The 15677-nt window shown below is 61.0% G+C and carries 17 protein-coding genes; 10 read left to right on the top strand and 7 right to left on the bottom strand.

Annotated elements, in window-relative coordinates:
• Positions 1 to 81: 81 nt before the first annotated feature.
• Positions 82 to 621 (bottom strand): RNA 2',3'-cyclic phosphodiesterase, encoded by a 540-nt coding sequence (gene thpR / locus ACEN8R_RS07150; RefSeq protein ID WP_018930100.1) that lies wholly within the window; start codon positions 619 to 621, stop codon positions 82 to 84.
• Between the two features lie 125 nt (positions 622 to 746).
• Between thpR and ACEN8R_RS07145 the strand changes: the two genes are divergently transcribed.
• Positions 747 to 941, top strand: a complete 195-nt coding sequence (locus ACEN8R_RS07145; protein WP_018930099.1) for a hypothetical protein — start codon at positions 747 to 749, stop codon at positions 939 to 941.
• 13 nt (positions 942 to 954) lie between these two features.
• Here the strand turns inward: ACEN8R_RS07145 and ACEN8R_RS07140 are convergent, their stop codons facing one another.
• Together ACEN8R_RS07140 and ACEN8R_RS07135 are read right to left on the bottom strand one after the other, a co-directional pair.
• Positions 955 to 1308 (bottom strand): DUF1428 domain-containing protein, encoded by a 354-nt coding sequence (locus ACEN8R_RS07140; RefSeq protein WP_018930098.1) that lies wholly within the window; start codon positions 1306 to 1308, stop codon positions 955 to 957.
• 16 nt (positions 1309 to 1324) lie between these two features.
• Positions 1325 to 2425, bottom strand: a complete 1101-nt coding sequence (locus tag ACEN8R_RS07135; RefSeq protein ID WP_018930097.1) for a hypothetical protein — start codon at positions 2423 to 2425, stop codon at positions 1325 to 1327.
• A gap of 370 nt (positions 2426 to 2795) precedes the next feature.
• Here ACEN8R_RS07135 and ACEN8R_RS07130 point away from each other — a divergent pair, with 370 nt between their 5' ends.
• Entirely contained in the window at positions 2796 to 3065 is a 270-nt protein-coding gene (locus ACEN8R_RS07130; RefSeq protein WP_018930095.1) for a hypothetical protein, read from the top strand.
• An 18-nt stretch (positions 3066 to 3083) separates the two neighbouring features.
• On the opposite strand, the gene ACEN8R_RS07125 is transcribed toward ACEN8R_RS07130, so the two are convergent.
• From ACEN8R_RS07125 to ACEN8R_RS07110, 4 genes are all read right to left on the bottom strand, one after another.
• Entirely contained in the window at positions 3084 to 3716 is a 633-nt protein-coding gene (locus ACEN8R_RS07125; protein ID WP_018930094.1) for a Vgb family protein, read from the bottom strand.
• A 50-nt stretch (positions 3717 to 3766) separates the two neighbouring features.
• Complete coding sequence (locus ACEN8R_RS07120) at positions 3767 to 4987, bottom strand: hypothetical protein (RefSeq protein ID WP_018930093.1); 1221 nt, start codon at positions 4985 to 4987, stop codon at positions 3767 to 3769.
• A 100-nt stretch (positions 4988 to 5087) separates the two neighbouring features.
• The gene (locus ACEN8R_RS07115; protein WP_018930092.1) at positions 5088 to 6257 is read right to left on the bottom strand and encodes a Gfo/Idh/MocA family protein; all 1170 of its coding nucleotides are present in this window, start codon (positions 6255 to 6257) and stop codon (positions 5088 to 5090) included.
• 25 nt (positions 6258 to 6282) lie between these two features.
• Entirely contained in the window at positions 6283 to 7206 is a 924-nt protein-coding gene (locus ACEN8R_RS07110; protein WP_064618506.1) for a TIM barrel protein, read from the bottom strand.
• A gap of 138 nt (positions 7207 to 7344) precedes the next feature.
• On the opposite strand from ACEN8R_RS07110, the gene ACEN8R_RS07105 reads away from it, so the two are divergent.
• From ACEN8R_RS07105 to ACEN8R_RS07070, 8 genes are all read left to right on the top strand, one after another.
• Positions 7345 to 8433: a LacI family DNA-binding transcriptional regulator gene (locus tag ACEN8R_RS07105; RefSeq protein WP_495624694.1), complete on the top strand. Its 1089-nt coding sequence runs from the start codon at positions 7345 to 7347 to the stop codon at positions 8431 to 8433.
• A gap of 56 nt (positions 8434 to 8489) precedes the next feature.
• Positions 8490 to 8789 carry a hypothetical protein gene (locus ACEN8R_RS07100; protein WP_495624693.1) on the top strand — a complete coding sequence of 100 codons (300 nt, stop codon included), beginning with the start codon at positions 8490 to 8492 and terminating at the stop codon, positions 8787 to 8789.
• Between the two features lie 64 nt (positions 8790 to 8853).
• Positions 8854 to 9180, top strand: a complete 327-nt coding sequence (locus ACEN8R_RS07095) for a hypothetical protein (protein WP_495624692.1) — start codon at positions 8854 to 8856, stop codon at positions 9178 to 9180.
• Between the two features lie 171 nt (positions 9181 to 9351).
• On the top strand, positions 9352 to 9732 hold the full coding sequence (locus tag ACEN8R_RS07090; RefSeq protein ID WP_018930087.1) for a RidA family protein: 381 nt from the start codon (positions 9352 to 9354) through the stop codon (positions 9730 to 9732).
• 228 nt (positions 9733 to 9960) lie between these two features.
• Complete coding sequence (locus tag ACEN8R_RS07085; protein ID WP_018930086.1) at positions 9961 to 11637, top strand: MFS transporter; 1677 nt, start codon at positions 9961 to 9963, stop codon at positions 11635 to 11637.
• Positions 11638 to 12091: 454 nt separating this feature from the next.
• Positions 12092 to 12454, top strand: coding sequence for a DUF6124 family protein (locus ACEN8R_RS07080; RefSeq protein ID WP_018930084.1), 363 nt, complete (start codon positions 12092 to 12094; stop codon positions 12452 to 12454).
• Between the two features lie 449 nt (positions 12455 to 12903).
• Positions 12904 to 14277, top strand: a complete 1374-nt coding sequence (locus ACEN8R_RS07075; protein WP_495624691.1) for a glutamine synthetase family protein — start codon at positions 12904 to 12906, stop codon at positions 14275 to 14277.
• Positions 14278 to 14284: 7 nt separating this feature from the next.
• Positions 14285 to 15676 (top strand): aldehyde dehydrogenase family protein, encoded by a 1392-nt coding sequence (locus tag ACEN8R_RS07070; RefSeq protein ID WP_018930082.1) that lies wholly within the window; start codon positions 14285 to 14287, stop codon positions 15674 to 15676.
• Position 15677: the final 1 nt, after the last annotated feature.

Here is a 15677-nt window from a genome sequence, read left to right as displayed (position 1 = left end):
ACTCCTCTCTGCAGAACGGCTTCACCTGGCTTCCTCGGTTTAGGTGAATTCAGGCGCCCTCGGGCGCCTTTTTTTGTGGGCTTATGAAGTGACCAGCGGCCACTCGGCCAGCGCTATGTATCGGCCTTTATGGGACTCGAACAGGCTGAAGCGATCGGCGCGCAGGTAAAACTCCGGCGGCGTCGCGGATTCGGGGACCGGCGCCCGGTAGTCGCGCATCAGGGTCAAATGCGGGCGAAATTCCCGATGGGTGTCTTCAAAACCGAACGGCAACATGGCCTGCTCCAGCGCATACACCAGGCGCAGCAGCTCCGGTGCCGCCTGCGCGGGCGCCAGCAGCAACACCCCGGAGCGACGCCAGACGTCCAGCCGATCCAGCACCACCGTCAACGGCACGCCGGACGTGCGGATATTGGCGGCGGCCTTGCAGACACCGGCTATTTGCGCCATGCCCACCGTGCCGAGAAACAGCAGGGTCAGATGAAAGTTTTCTGCCGGCACCGGGCGCCCGACGTTGAGCCCCAGCGCGCCACGCCACTGGGCGATGGCCCGGCGTTGTTCGGGGGCGCAGTTCAGGGCGAAAAACAGCCGTTTGAACGGCTCGCGGGTTTCATCGCTCATGTCTGGCACCTCAATGCTTGGGGACCCTTTGATTTTACAAAGGGATACCCCGCCAGCAAGCCCATTTCTGGCACCTGCCGGCATGCGCGTTATAGTTGAAGCAACCGAATCGACGGGAGGACGCCATGCGTCAGGTCATCAGCAAAGAGCCATGGTGGGCCGTACCACCGAAGCCCGGCCAGGATGAGTCCGAGCTGGAATGGGGCTGGCTGGTTCATTACAACGAAGGCGAGCCGCGCTTCGAGTTCATCAAGGAGCGGCCGTCGGACAGCGAGATTCGCAATCGCAAAAGCTGCAGGATCACCCCGACGCCGGAGTGATCCTGCCGCCTCTTCAGGCTTTGACGAGCATTTCGAAACCGCCAAAAATCGCCCGCTGGCCGTCGAACGGCATCGGATTGACGTCCGGTTGCATCCGCGGATCGCTCATCAGTTTCGCCATGCCAGCGTCACGGGTGGCCTTGTCCGGCCAGACGATCCAGGAAAACACCACGGTCTCGTCTTCCTTGAGTTTGACCGCCATGGGAAACGACGTCACTTTGCCATCAGGCACGTCGTCGCCCCAGCATTCAGCGAGGCTGAGCGCGCCGTTTTCCTTGAAAATCGCGGCGGCGGACTCCGCGTGTTTCTTGAACTTTTCGCGGTTGGCCTTGGGCACCGCTGCGACGAAGCCATCAACGTAAGCCATGATCATTCTCCTCGGGTTATGGGTTGATCTGCTGGGTAGTCGATCCAGCGTGGCTCCAATCGACAGTTCCCGCACCCAAGCCGACCGACGGCTCGACGGGCTGAGCAACAGGTTGTGCAACAGGCTGGGCCAGGGACTGGGCCAAGCCGCCTTCGATTTGCCCGGCCATGTACAGCGTTCCGGCCATGACACCGGTGGTGGGGTTTTGCACCAGCTTCAGCCACGCCTTGTCGAATGAGTCGCCCAGGCTGCTGCGGATCAGCGCCTCGCTATCGGGTCGGTCGTTGGCTTGAATAACCGCACGCACCCCCGCCACTCCCAGGGAAATCACCGCCCCGGCCAGTTTCCCCGCCGCTGCCGCCACGGCACCAGCCGCGCCTCGTGGGGCCATTTCGGCTTCCATTCGTTTGCTCGCGCGCTTGGCCACTGGCGTCATGCCGGCGTCCGTCGAGGCAATGCCCTTCTCACCGCCTGCCGTGTGGATCTTGTCGATCAACGCCGCGTAGGCCGGCAACTTAGTCAGCGGTTCACTGTGCACCACCTGATACAGCGACGCGTCACGGGCGGGCGGCGGTCCCAGCGAAATCGCCGGAATTTTCTGGATACGGTCGTTGAGCTGCGCCATCGGCACGCCATGACGCTGGGAGATGACCTGAAGTTGCTGGCCGAGAGCTTGCACGTAATACGCTGTCGCCTGCCCGAGGATCTCGTCGGGATCGATCTCCACCGCTACCGGGTCCAGCACTTTGTGGTGATATTGCTCCAACAGATAGGCCGCCAGGCGTTTGGCCGAGGCATCCTGCTCACCCCCGGCACTGAGGGTGTACCAGCTGACCTTCATCGACAGCCATTCCTGGGTCCAATAGCTGCTGAACCACGGAATGAAGACTTCTTCGGTCTGTTCGTAAACCCGCGTGCGCCAATGCTCCATGGATCCGCGGGCATAGACCCTGGCCTGTTCGGTGGCCTGCTGCGAAGCCGCGACAATTTCCTGGTCAACCTGCTGCCAGGTGCTCTGGGAAACCACTACCGGCGCCACGACTACCGGGGCACGCGCAGTCGTTACGCATCCCGCCAGTACCACCAACACAGCGACGATCAGCGAACGCAGGTTCAAGATCGCAGTGTCCTACAGTCTGCGTCGAACGGAGCGTTCGACGCGTAAAAGCATGTTGATTTGAGTATAGGTCGGGGCTGGGGGCCGTCCGTCAGGAAGTGTGGTAGCGCCCTCAAAAATACCTGCGCGAGCAGACCCGCAAGTCCATCGAGGAACGCCACCATCATCCACGTCGATATTCACCATCGCCGCGAATGCCTTCCGCAAAAAAACCGTCAGGTGCAGGATCAACTCATCGCCACTCAAACCCCGCATCGGAGGGGCAGACCATGTTGATCCACCTTCTGACCTGCCTGGCCCTGACGGCCATCACCCTGACCCTGTTTTCCCGCCTGGTGCTGGATATCGGTCAAACCGAGGAGCCGACATCATGATTTATTCCGTCAGCCTCGCCGTGAGCTTTCCGGTGTTCGGCAGCAACTACTATTCGCAGCAGGTCGTCTCTCGAAAAGCCGTCGCGCTGGTGTTCGACAAGCAATTCGAAACCTTGCTGATGCCGGCGGCCACCCACCACTTCAGTAACGAAGTGGTCGGGCTTAACGATCAGTTCCGCTTTTTGAATGATGTGCTGGTTGAGCATCTGCTGGAAATCGAGATGACTCAGCGTCCTTCACGCTCGGCGCAAGCGTTCACCTTCTGACGGGCTGGGTGCAGCCTGTCATTCTGGCCGGCGCACGGCTCTCACCTTCCCGCTGTTGCCGCCGCCACAGAAAAACCGGTCGTGGCCATCGAACTCAAGCCCCGACACGCCGACGCCAGCCGGCATCTGGACACTCTCCAGCACCTCGCCCGTGGCAGGATCGACTCGCCGCAACTCGCTCTCGTCACCTTCCCAGGTGCCGTGCCACAGATCACCCTCGACCCAGGTCACCCCGGTAACAAAGCGGTTGGATTCCAGGGTGCGCAGCACCGCTCCGGTCTGGGGATCGACCTGATGGATCTTGCGCTCGCGATACTCACCGACCCAGAGCGTGCCTTCGGCCCACGCCAGCCCCGAGTCACCACCGCCACCGGGCGCGGGGATGGTGGAGAGCACGCGGCCGGTCTGCGGGTCGATCTTCTGGATGCGATCCTCGGCGATCTGAAACAGATGCTGGCCATCGAAGGCGGTGCCGGCATGGGCGGCGACATCGATCGATTTCAGGGTTTTGCCGCTGGCCGGGTCCAGGGCGTTGAGTTTATCGCCTGAGGCAAACCAGACACGCTGGCCGTCATGGGTGACGCCATGCACATGGTCGATGCCCGGAAAAGGCCCGTATTCGCGGATGACTTCAGCCGTTGAATGTTTCATGTCTTGCTCCTCGTTTACTGACTGCGTTCACTGGGGTAGTGAAGAGGATGCTAATCACTGGGCAGCAACGCCGTGAGTAACAATCCCGTCGCGAATCCAGGTACCGGCGGGAGCATCCAGCGACGAGCCCGACCGTGACCGAACGACTGCACCTTGCCGGTCGCCGCCAGCGTGTCGAGGGCTCGTTGCACGGTGCGCTGACTGGCGCCGAGCACCAACGCCAGGGCCGAACTCGACCACGACTCACCGTCGGCTAGAAAAGCGAGCAGCGTCGCATGCTGTTCTTCGACAGGCCGCGCCAGCACCACGACGTCAGGCGCAACCCGTGGCACCAGTGCAAACCCTCGTGGGGTCGCGATCACGTCGGCAATCAAGTGCAGCGCCCCGCGCAGCCGCCCGAGTTCGACGCGCAACCGTGCGCGATGGGACTCATCCGCGTGCTTCATCCGAAAGGCTCGCGCAATCAACGTTTCCCTCGGCACGTCGGCCGGCCACGCTTCGCCCAGCGCCCGGGCGAGCGCGAACAACACCGGACGCCGGGCGAGCGAAACCGACGCGCCTGCGTCGCGCACCACATACCGGCAAGCGTCCACCACCAGCGTGGGGGATGCCAATAACGCTTCAATCTCATCGAGCAGCAGCGGCTGTTCCTGCCCACCGATAATCAGCCGCGCCGCTGGTGTATCGAGGATATGCCTGGCGCTTTCGACCTCGGCGGTGAGTGCCGCAATGCCCGCGTGCTGCGCAGCATGCCCGGCCCGCTCAAGTGCCGCGCGCGCCGCTTTCGTTTGCAGACGACGCATCGCGATGCCCGCCAGAACCAGTTCGTAAGCAGCCCTCGACGCGGGCAGTAATGGCGTCGGGTCGAGTTCGGCGAGACGGCCCTCGGCCTCGTCGAGATGCCCGATCAGCAGCAAGCGGCGAATCTCGAGATAGCGCGCATGGGCGGCGTTGACCCTATCGCCGTGTGCCTGAAGCGTCGTCCGTGCGGTGTCGAGCGCCTTCGCCGGCCAGTTAAGGTCACGCGAGGCGAGCGCGATCTCGGCCTCGGCAACAACACACCGCGCGCGGGCCAAGGCCTCCTTCGCACCGAACGCCCGCGCGGCACTTCGCACCAGCGCCTTCGCCCGCACAAGGTCACCCAGTTGCGCCATCGCGATGCCTCGAAGCGCGAGTGCAGGCGCGTCGTTGCGCAAGGCGATGCGGTTCAGCGCGCCGAGCGGATCACCCGCCGCGAGCGCACGCGCTGCTGCGGTGATCAGCGAATCCATGTGAATTGCGCCACTTGTGACCCCCACCGTCCGATGTCCGCTGATCAGTCTATCTCACGACTGCTCAGCCGCACGCCGATCCGCCAGGGGCACCCGTTACTCAGTAATCGACCCACACCCCACCCAGGTCCGCAGAATGGACGCAGCGCTCGACCCAGCGCACGCCTTCGACACCGGCATTGATGTCTGGATAACGCAGCGTTGCCAGTTGTTCATGATCACCACGGTTGGCGGCGTCCATGGCCAAGGCGAAACGGTAATAGAGGTTGGCCCAGGCATCGAACAGCCCTTCCGGATGCCCGGCACCGATCCGGTCATCAAGCAACGCATGGGGATGCAGATAACCCATCCCGCGCTCCAGCACCTGGGCAGGTTTACCCTGGACTTCGAATGACAGCTGGTTCGGCCGCTCATCCCACCATTCAAGGCTGGCCCTGGAGCCGATCACCCGAATTTTCTGGCCATGCATGGATCCGGCGTTCACCGCGCTCGACCACACACTGCCCATGGCCCCGCCTTCGTATTCCATCAGTGTGTAGGCGTTGTCCTCGAGTGGTGCGCGGCTTTTGACAAAGCTCTGGCGTGTGCACAACAGCCGTTTGATCTTGAGCTCGGGCAGCATGACTTCCGACAGGTACAGCGGATGAGTGCCAACGTCTCCCAGCACATAACTGGGGCCAGCGAGGCGCGGATCGACCCGCCATTTGGTCGCCTCGCTCTGCGCCTCGACCGCCTCACAGTGGAAGCCATGGGCAAACTGCATGTGCACCATGCGCACCTCACCCAACTCACCCTGGGCGATCATTTCCCGCGCCTGCTCGATCAACTGGTGCCCGGCATAGCCGTAGGTCACCCCCACCACCCGGTTTCGCGACAACGCGATTTCGCGCAGGGTTTGCGCCTCCTCGAGGGTGAAGCACAGCGGCTTTTCACAGACCACATGCAGCCCCGCTTCCAGAGCGGTCTTGGTGATTTCAAAGTGAGTGCCATTGGGCGTCGCCACGGAAATGGCCTGGATACCATCCGCCCGCCCGGCTTCGCCCTCAATCAGGCTGCGATAGTCGGCGTAGCAACGCTCGGGGTCGACCCCCAGTTGCACACCGAAGTCGCGACCGCGTTGCGGGTCCAGGTCGAAGGCGCCGGCCACCAGTGCAAACGACTGGTCACGCAGGGCCGCCGAACGATGGATGTAGCCGATCTGACTGTCACGCCCGCCGCCCACCATCGCCCAGCGGATTGGTTGAGGAATTCGCTTGCTGCCATTGATCATCGAAAAGTCCTTCGCATGAGAGAAATCAGAAACCCGCCCGGGACAGGTAGTCACGGCTGGCAGCCACGTCGCGCAGACTGCCGTGGGCGTTACGTGGATCACGTTCTTGCTCGACCGTGATGTAACCCTGGTAACCGATCTCGGTGATCAGCTCGCGCAAGGCGCCGTAGTCGATGACACCCTGGCCGATCGGGCACATCACGCCTCTTGCGCACGCGGCGAAGAAGGTGATGTGTTCGCCCAGCACTTGATCGAACACGGCCTGATCGATGTCTTTGAAATGCAGGTAATCCACGCGGTCCGCGTACTGGCGCAGGGTCTGCACCGGGTCCATACCGGCGTAGTACAGATGGCCGGTGTCCAGACACAGGCCAGCCACTTCGTAGGGGATGTCTTCGACCAGTCGGGCCAGCTCATCAGCGAACTCGATGTAGCCCCCGGCGTGCGGATGAATCACCGTGCGCACACCGAATTCCGTCCACGCCAACTCGGCGATGGCGCGGATATGGGCCATCATGCCCCGCCAGGCATCGGGCGCCAGGCGCGGCGCGCGGTCAGAGTGGCCAGCGGCGTAGTCACGCTCCTCATGCCCCCAATCGATGACCACCAGACACGGCATGGCGAAACGTTGCCCCGGCTCCAGGGGAATTGCCGGCAGCTGCTTGAGCAATGCGCAGATATTACGGGTTTGATGCAGCAGGCTGGGCAGGTTGGCGGGATCGACCAGATTGTCGAACACCGTGCCGGCCACCACGTGCAGGCCGTGTTTGACCAGCACCGAGCCCACCGCATCGGCGTCCAGTGGCAGGTAACCGTATGGCCCCAATTCGATGCCGCGATACCCCGCTTGCGCCGCTTCGCCAAGAACCTGTTGCCACGCCGGCAGATGAGGATTGTTGACGTCGTCGACGCCCCAGCAACAAGGCGCGGTGGAGATGTGGAGGGTCATGTCAGGCTCCGATGATTATTGTTATGGGTGGCGATGTTTCGCTGGGAGAAATCCTAAGGTGGGCAGATGCACGGCTGCTATAGTCCCTGAGCGATACCTGTCAAAACCCGTCAAAAGTTTCAGATAGGCTTTCATTTCATGTCAGAGCATTCTTCGTCAGAACATTCCTCGTCAAAAGCCGACAACCCGCTCGGCCGTCGTTCAACCATGGAAGACGTGGCCCTGGCCGCCGGGGTGAGCCTGTCCACCGTGGACCGGGTGATGAATCTGCGGGCCAATGTGCGCGCCGATACCGCGCAACGCATTGCCGAGGCCGCCGCCCGACTGGGCTTCTACGGGCGTAATGTGATCGAACAACGAGTGCTGCAGCAGCGCCCGACCGTGCGTTTGGGGTTTCTGCTGCAAAAGCGTGGAGTGGCGTTTTATCAAGGGCTGGCCAAGGCCTTGGCTGAGGCGGCGACGGCCAGCGTGCGGGCCCAGGTTCGGGTGATGATCCACTACATCGACGACCTGGCCCCGGCCGCCACCGCAGAACGCATTCTCAAGTTGCAGGGCGAAGTCGATGCCCTGGGCGTGGTGGCCGCCGACCATCCGGCTGTGCGCGAGGCCATGGCGCAATTGCGAGCGGCCGGTATTCCTGTGGTCGCCCTGGTGTCCGAGCTGAGCGCCTCGGCCGGCGCCGGTTATGTCGGCGTCGACAACCGTGCCATGGGCCGCACCGCCGGCTGGTTCATCAAGCACCTGGCAGCGCAACCGGGGCCAGCGGCCGTGATGGTCGGCACCCAGCGCTTTCAGTGCCAGGAACTGTGTGAAATGAGTTTTCGCTCCTTCCTGTCGGAACAACCCCAGGACTGGGAATTGCTGGCTACGCGCCTGACTCTGGAGGACGAGGAATTCGCCTATGCCGGCACGCTCGACCTGCTCACCAGCCAACCCGACCTTGTCGGCCTGTATGTGGCAGGTGGCGGTATCGAGGGGGTCATCAACGCCTTGCGCGAACTGAAAGCCCAGCACATCGCGCTACCCGTCGTGGTGTGCCACGACCTGACCCCCATCACCCGGGCAGCCCTGCGTGACGGCATCGTTCAAGCCGTGCTGTCACACCCTGTCGAGGCGCTGGCGCAAATGGCGGTCAGGGCCATGGTGGATGCCGCGATAGATCCAGCGTCGGACAGCGCAGCGAAGTTCATGCTTTCGTTGCAGATTGATGTGGCTGAAAGTGTTTAGTGGTCGGCAGCAGGCCTAGAACATTCCGAGGTGCTTTGTCAGGAGAAAAACAAAAAATGAGCATGACAAAAAACAGCATTATTTCGGCAATAAAATTTATTGTCATATTCACTACCCTGATAAGCGGATCGTATGCAGTTGTCATCCCGGCATTTGCACCCGCCTATAAGACCTACTACATTCTAGTCATCGGAATCGCCACCTCTGCATTGCTTGGAGGTTTTATCGGCTATAAAGCCCTGGCAGATGAAATACGCCTCATCAAAATCGGCTTTGGTCTTTGCTATGCCACAGTCACAGCTATTTTTGTATTAGCACTTTCACTATTTATAATTTTAAACACTCGTGGAGCATGACTTGCAGCCATGCGCTACTTATCAGTCGACCGTGTTTATTGAAGCAATAAGATGAGCGTGCATCATGAGCGATCCAGATGAAATCGTTCGTACATTTGCCTTACAGAGAATTGCGAACCTCTTCAACATTTCCGTGGACCTTCTTAATGAAGAAAACGTATTTGGGGAAGACTTGAAAGCCACCCGTTCTTCCGGTCTATTCACTAGAAATGAATATGATGCAATTGAAGGCGACATTCTTGATGTATGCGACAGAGAGACGTACAAGACCATAAGCTCTGGCAACCTGACCATTTACACCGTCGGCGATTATTGTGAACACATGGTTCGTTGTTATAAACGCAAGCCAAAAGACGTTATTGCGACATTGAAAATAACCTCGCTCAGCTGACTACGTTGGGCGGCTGCCATGCCGCGGGGAGCACCCGCCTGCTTGCCTTCCGAGTTTTCGAGCTGATTCACGAACGGTCCGACGACGAGGCTGTAAACTGGCCGCGCAAAAAAAGGCGCTGCATCATTGAATACCCCGGCGCCCCTTCACCCCCACAAACAAGAGATCCCCATGGCAAACCACGACATCACGTTCCTCCCCGATCCCGACGCGGAATCCATCTCCTCCGACGTCGCCGGTTTCGGCGGCCTGCTGGTCTCCACTCAAATTCCTACCCACGCCGACGGCAGCCTGGAACTGGGCGACATCACCCTGCAAAGCGAGTGCACTCTGCAGGCGCTCAAGGTCGCTCTGGAGAACGCCGGCAGTTCGATGGACCGGGTGCTGCATCTGACCATCTACCTCACCGACATGGCCGACCGCGCCGCGTTCAACGAGGTCTACCAGCGCTTCTTCGCCAAGCCCTGGCCGGTTCGCGCCGCCGTTGGCGTGGCCGCGTTGGCGGTCGAAGGCATGCGTGTGGAAGTCACTGCGATGGCGGCCAAGGGCTAAATCCGCGAACGTGCCCGGTGGGAGTGGCCATCGCCGGGCACGTTGGCGAGTGGATATCTGCGAGAAGGTGATTATGCTTTAAGAAACCATGCAGCAATGCGAGGCCGTCAGCCTGTTCCTCTGCTTCGCGCATTATGTAATCCGACGACATCAGCCCTAGGGCCTGGGTGCGGTAATAAAGTTGGTGAGGTACTCCGGCCTTCAACAAGAGCAAGACGGAGAAGACTCATGGCCACGATTGACACTACAGCCACGGGCAGCATGCCCAACCGAGGGATCACCAAGGAGGAACGCAAGGTCATTTTCGCCTCGTCCCTGGGCACGGTTTTCGAGTGGTACGACTTCTATCTTTACGGCTCCCTCGCGGCGATCATCGCCAAGCACTTCTTCGCGGGCGTCAATGAAACAACCTCCTTCATCTTTGCGCTGCTCGCGTTCGCCGCGGGTTTCGCCGTGCGGCCCTTCGGCGCCATCGTGTTCGGCCGACTGGGCGACATGATCGGGCGCAAGCACACCTTTCTCATCACCATTGTGATCATGGGTGTCTCCACCGCTGTCGTGGGTTTTCTGCCCGGCTACGAGACCATCGGCGTGGCGGCACCGGTCATCCTGATCAGCCTGCGCCTGATGCAAGGCCTGGCCCTGGGTGGTGAGTATGGTGGCGCGGCGACTTACGTGGCCGAGCATGCGCCCAAAGGCAAGCGCGGCTACTTCACTTCGTGGATCCAGACCACCGCGACCCTCGGCCTGTTTCTGTCGTTGCTGGTGATCCTCGCCTGCCGCACCCTCCTCGGCACCGAAGCCTTCGAGGCCTGGGGCTGGCGGATTCCCTTCCTGGTGTCGATCCTGCTGCTGATCGTCTCGGTCTACATTCGCTTGCAACTCGCCGAGTCGCCGGTGTTCAAGAAGATGAAAGAAGAAGGCAAGTCTTCCAAGGCACCGCTGACCGAATCCTTCGCCCGCTGGGACAACCTCAAGATAGTGATCATGGCCTTGCTCGGCGGCACGGCTGGCCAGGCCGTCGTCTGGTACACCGGGCAGTTCTATGCGCTGTTCTTCCTGCTGCAGACGCTGAAGATTGACCCGCAAACCGCCAACTTTTTGATTGCCGGCTCGCTGCTGATTGGCACGCCGTTCTTCATCCTGTTCGGCAGCCTGTCCGACCGCATCGGCCGCAAGGGCATCATCATGGCCGGGTGCATCCTCGCCGCCGTGACCTACTTCCCGATCTTCCATGCGTTGACCGAGTTCGGTAACCCCGACGTGTTTGCCGCGCAGGCGAAGAATCCGGTCACGGTGGTCGCCGATCCCGGCCAGTGCTCGTTCCAGTTCGACCCGGTGGGCAAGGCCAAATTCACCAGTTCCTGTGACCTCGCCAAGACTGTGCTGGCGAAGAAGGCCATCCCCTACAAAAACGAGAAAGCCGCGCCTGGCGCCGTCGCGCAGGTGCGCATCGGTGACAAGGTCATCCCGAGTTTCGAAGGCACCGGCATGCCGGCCGCTGACTTCAAGACCCACAATGATGCCTTCATCGCCACCCTCGGCACCGCCCTCAAGGACGCCGGCTACCCCGAGAAGGCCGACCCGGCCAAGACCAACTACCCGATGGTGTTGCTGCTCCTGACCATCCTGGTGATCTACGTGACCATGGTCTACGGCCCGATCGCTGCCTGGCTGGTGGAGCTCTTCCCGGCGCGCATCCGCTACACCTCGATGTCGCTGCCCTACCACATCGGCAATGGCTGGTTCGGCGGCTTCCTGCCCACGGTGGCGTTCGCCATGGTCGCGGCCACGGGTGATATCTACTACGGGCTGTGGTACCCGATCGTGATCGCGGTGATGACGGCCATCCTTGGTACTTTCTTCCTGCCGGAAACCAAGGATCGGGAGATTCATCACACGTAAGCGTTCAGGGTTGGGCCGCGATAGATTTGCATCCCACGCAATAAAAACGCCCCGTCAGTCCGTTCCTGACGGGGCGAATCACCACATACACCCACGGTGTTTAAGCTGCGTGTTTAAAGACACCCGGTGTTACTTCATCAAGGCTACAACGCCTTGCGTCGTTGCCTACGCCTGCGCCAGAATCCGCCGGCTTGTGCGCTTTGGGCTCGGGTTTTATCGCTTCCCGGTCACTGAAAAACAGTGATCGGGTTTGGTAGCCCGGTATTTCCAGGCGCATAGCGCCGCCTTTTGCAGAGGTTGTTTTTTCATCTCTGTTTTTATGGTGGCCATGCGTAGGGCTCCTTCGGGCGCGCCGGGTTCCTGGACCGGTCTACCAACCTGTGCATGGCCGCCACCCTTCGTTTGGTAGCAAAGGGTGATGGCTCCTTAAATAGTTATTCCAGGAGTTTCATCCATGTTCAAACCTACGCCCAATCCGCCGATCACAGACCCGACATCCCCCTACGAATCCCTCGATTCAAAAAAACTCCACGAAGCCGCCGAGCGCGCCCTCGACCACTACCTCAACCCCGCCGCCCAAATCATGGCCACGGCCAACGAACCCGAGCCCATGTACTTCGCCAACCCGAAGTACAACACCGAATCCCTGCTGGCCAACGCCAGCGAAACACTCGGCTCCGCCACCCTCATGCTCAACAATTTCGCAGCGTTGCTGGAGACCTCACATCGCAAGACCCTGCTGGGCATTGCGCAAGTGGTCATGCTCGGTGAACTGGCGGTGAACCAGGCACTGGATCACGTCGAACCAAAGGAGTAACTAACGCAACCAGTGGCGAGGGGATTTGCTCCTCGCCACACCAGATTGGGGAAACGAACGTCCCAAGCGGTGGAGCAAACCACCGCCAAACAGGCCAATGCCGCGATCTGTAGCAGCTGGCGAAGCCTGCGTTCGGCTGCGCAGCAGTCGTGAATCCGGCTGACGCGGCCTGCCTGACGTACCGAAATGTCTGGTTTGACGACTGCTTCGCAGCCGAACGCAGCCTTCGGCAGCTGCTACGAAAGAACGCGTCGCGACCAAAATTGCCTACGTGAACAGCATTGAATCATCAAGCCCCACTCACCGAAACGTGCGCCTAGCAACAGTAGGCTAAGCTTTCAGCAGCTTATTGCTCACGATGCTCGCGTCTGCAGGTTTGGGTTTTTTCTGGAGAGCGTCTGCAACAGCTATTTCAGACAGGTCCAGATCATTCACGCAGGACTGACGCGATGACCGAGCCCCTTCTCAGTTTCGAAGCACTTAAACGCGCCGCTGCCGCCGGCGAGATCGATACCGTGCTGGTGTGCATGGTCGATATGCAGGGGCGACTGGTCGGCAAGCGCTTCCAGGTCGAATTTTTCATCGACAGCGGCCACGAAGAAACCCACTGCTGCAATTACCTGCTGGCCGACGACATCGACATGGAGCCGGTGCCGGGTTACGCCGCTGCCAGTTGGAGCAAAGGCTATGGCGACTTTGTGCTCAAACCCGACATGTCCACGTTACGACGTGTGCCGTGGCTGGAATGCACGGCGCTGGTGCTCTGCGATGTGCTCGATCATCACCATAGAAAAGACCTGCCCCACAGCCCGCGAGCGATCCTGAAAAAACAGGTCGAGCGCCTGCGCGAGCGCGGCTATACCGGCATGTTCGCCTCTGAGCTGGAGTTCTATCTGTTCGATGAGAGCTATGAGGCGATCCACGAGCGCAACTACCACCAGCCGAAGACCGCCGGCCATTACATCGAGGACTACAACATCCTGCAGACCACCCGCGAGGAACCGGTGTTGCGGGCGATTCGCAAGCACCTGCAGGCATCCGGCATTCCCGTGGAAAACTCCAAGGGCGAATGGGGGCCGGGGCAGGAAGAAATCAACATCCGTTATGCCGATGCCATGACCATGGCCGACCACCACGTCATCATCAAGCACGCCTGCAAAGAGATCGCGCAACTACAAAGCAAGGCGATCACCTTCATGGCCAAGTGGCGCTATGACGCCGCCGGTTCCAGCAGCCACATCCATAATTCGTTGTGGGACAAGCATGCGAAAAAGCCGCTGTTCTTCGACCCCAAGGCCGAGTTCGGCATGTCGAAGTTGATGCGCTCGTGGGTCGCCGGGCAGCTCAAATACGCTAACGACATCACCTGTTTTCTGGCGCCCTACATCAATTCGTACAAGCGCTTTCAGGCCGGCACCTTCGCGCCAACGCGGGCGGTCTGGAGCAGGGACAATCGCACCGCCGGCTTTCGTTTGTGCGCCGAGGGCAGCAAATCCATCCGCATCGAATGCCGCATCGGCGGTGCCGACCTCAACCCCTATCTGGCCTTCGCCGCGTTGATCGCCGCAGGCCTGGCCGGGATCGACGAAAAGCTCGAACTCGCGGCGCCGTTCGAGGGCGATGCCTATGTCGATGAGCATTTGCCTGAAGTGTCGAAAACCCTGCGCGAGGCCTGCGCCGCCCTCAAGGCGTCGAGCATGTTGCGCGAGGCGTTCGGTGATGAAGTGATCGACCACTACGTGCACACCGCCGACTGGGAACAGAAAGAGTACGACCGACGGATAACCGACTGGGAACTGCAGCGCGGCTTCGAGCGCTATTGAGCACGCCATGACTGAGACCGTTCAACTTATCTCCCCGGTCGATGGCCGGGTCTATGCCGAACGCCGCCGTGCCGATGCGGTACAGATCGAGCAAGCCCTGACGGCGGCCGAAACCGCCCAGGCGCAATGGAAACGCCGACCACTGAGCGAACGCGCCGCGTTTTGCAGCGCTGCCGTGGACGCGATGCTGGCGATGAAGGATGAGATCGTGCCGGAATTGGCCTGGCAGATGGGCCGCCCGATACGCTTCGGCGCTGGCGAACTGCGCGGTTTCGAAGAACGTGCCCGGCATATGATCGCCATTGCGCCTGAAGCGTTGGCAGCGATAGAGCCCACGCCTGTCGCGGGTTTTCGGCGCTATATCAAACGCGAGCCGCTGGGTACGGTGCTGGTCGTCGCGCCGTGGAATTATCCGTATTTGACGGCGGTGAATACGATCATCCCGGCGCTGATGGCGGGCAACAGCGTGATCCTCAAACACGCCACGCAAACGCTGCTGGTCGGGGAGCGTTTCGCCGAAGCCTTTCGCCGCGCCCAGCTGCCCGAAGGGCTGTTCCATAACCTGCTGCTCAGTCATGTCTATGCCGCGGCGATCATTACCTCTGGACGGGTGCAGCAGGTGAACTTCACCGGTTCTGTCAGCGGCGGCGAGGCCATGGAACACGCGGCCGTCGGAGGTTTCCTCGGCGTGGGGCTGGAGCTTGGCGGCAAAGACCCGGCCTACGTCCGGGCAGACGCCAACCTTGAGCATGCGGTGGAAAACCTGGTGGACGGCAGCTTCTTCAACTCCGGGCAGAGCTGCTGCGCCGTCGAACGTATTTATGTCGATAAAAAAATTTACCCGGACTTTGTCGAGCGCTTCGCTGCCCTGACCCGCCAATACGTGCTGGGCAACCCGCTGGACGAAGCCACCACCCTCGGGCCAATGGTCACACCGGGCGCCGCTGAGTTCGTTCGCAAGCAGATCGCCGATGCACTGGCACAAGGGGCCAGGGCGCTGATCGATCCAAAGGACTTCGCTGCCGGCCCGCCGGGCAGCGCCTACCTCGCGCCGCAGGTGTTGGTGGACGTCACCCATCAAATGGCGGTGATGCGCGAGGAAAGCTTCGGCCCGGTGGTGGGCATCATGCCGGTGGCCAGCGACGACGAAGCCATCGCCTTGATGAACGACAGCGAGTTCGGGCTCAGTGCCTCGATCTGGACCCAGGACCTGACCGCCGCCGAACGCATCGGCAACGAGATCGCCACCGGCACCGTGTTCATGAACCGCTGCGATTACCTGGACCCGGCCCTGGCCTGGACCGGGGTGAAGAACAGCGGGCGCGGCGTAACGCTGTCACGCCTGGGCTATGAGCACCTGACCCGAGCCAAATCCTTCCACTTGCGCCACGAGATCTGAG

Source organism: Pseudomonas sp. Pseusp15 (genome assembly GCF_059492165.1).
This window is presented reverse-complemented; position numbering and strand designations above follow the sequence as displayed.